Annotated in this window: 2 protein-coding genes; both read right to left on the reverse strand. The window is 48.8% G+C overall.

Annotated elements, in window-relative coordinates; all coding sequences use genetic code 11:
• On the reverse strand, positions 1 to 638 hold a 638-nt coding region (locus KDK17_RS13250; protein ID WP_257288255.1), incomplete at its 3' end, for an HAD-IA family hydrolase.
• Positions 635 to 1,483 (reverse strand): tyrosine recombinase XerC (locus tag KDK17_RS13255; protein ID WP_257288256.1); only part of this gene is annotated, 849 nt, incomplete at its 5' end. The genes KDK17_RS13250 and KDK17_RS13255, both read right to left, overlap by 4 nt.

The raw sequence follows: 1,483 nt of genomic DNA on the forward strand, positions 1-1,483 counted from the left end.
GGTCTGCGATCGCCACTGAATGCCTTATCAGCAGGATTAAACCAGACGGTACCAATTCCCAATGCTCCGGCACCTGCCACATCGGCTTTCAGGCAGTCTCCTACATGAAGGGTCTCGTCCGGAGTAACTCCGGCACGTTCCATGGCTTTCAAAAATAGAGTCGGTTCCGGTTTCAGACTGTTGTAATCTTCTGCCTTGAGAGCAAAATCAAAAAACTCACTGACCGATAATTTCTCTACATCGACATTACCATTAGTGACCGCAGCCAGAGTGTAGTCTGCTGACAGGTGAGAGAGAACCGGCTGAACTTCCGGAAAACATTTCACATCATGACGCCACTCCATAAACTCCCGCATCAGGTCACCGGCAATTTCTTCAGCTCTTGATTCAGGACAATCACAGTTTTGCAGAACCTTCTGCAGAGAAAACCGGCGCAGTTCCGTAATCTGATATCTGAGCTCCGGACGATCTTCCAACAGTTTGACCCGATACTCGAACACTTCTTTGGGTGTCATTCTCTCGTGGGTTTCTGGCCAGTATTCACAGAGTTTTTTCCAGGCTTTCTGTTCTGCCCGAATCAGCACTGGCATGTTTTCCCAGAGTGTGTCATCCAGATCGAAAGTGATCAGCTTTATCATTGTTTTTTCCTTTTGGGCTCTTTGTTAGCTGAAGGCTCTTTGTTAGCTGAAGGCTCTTTGTTAGCTGAAGGCTCTTGATCTTCGGTCAGTCTTTCCTCTTTGTGAGACTTTTCATAAACAGAGGACTCCTTACTGACTCTCTGTGCTCTCGGATGAGCCTTATCATATACGTCGGCCAGATGCTGAAAATCAAGATGGGTATATATCTGGGTGGTGGCGATATCACTGTGCCCCAGCAGCTCCTGAACTGCCCTCAGATCGCCACTGGACTCCAGCAGATGACTGGCAAAAGAGTGTCTCAAAAGGTGAGGATGCATTCGTCCTGAGAGTCCGGCTTCTCTGGAAAGCTGGCTCACACGGTTTTGCACCTGACGGGCACTGATACGATGTCCCTGTTTTGAGAGAAACAGCGCCTCGCTGTCTTTTTCAGGAAAAATAACTCTGACGGACAGCCATTTTTTTATGGCTTCACGAGCCTTTCGACCCACTGGCAACAATCGTTCTTTTCTGCCCTTGCCCAGAACTGTCACCTGCCTGAACTCATCCTGAAAACTGTTGAGATCCAATCCAACCAATTCCGCCAGGCGCAGTCCTGAGGAGTAGAAGAGTTCAAGGATAGCCAGATCCCTGATCACTAATGGATCATCATCATTCCGATCAAGAAGCGCAGTGAGTTGATCGGCATCCATGGTGACAGGCAGCTTCCTGCCCACCTTGGGTGCGGTGACCCTCTGGGCAGGGTTATCTTTAACCTTTTCCTCACGGTTAAGATAACGATAAAAGCTACGAACGGATGAAAGCAGACGATGCAGACTCTTCTGCCCAAGACCCTTGCCATGTAATTC

Origin of the sequence: Endozoicomonas sp. SESOKO2 (assembly GCF_024606245.1) — a bacterium.
Taxonomy (GTDB): domain Bacteria; phylum Pseudomonadota; class Gammaproteobacteria; order Pseudomonadales; family Endozoicomonadaceae; genus Endozoicomonas_A.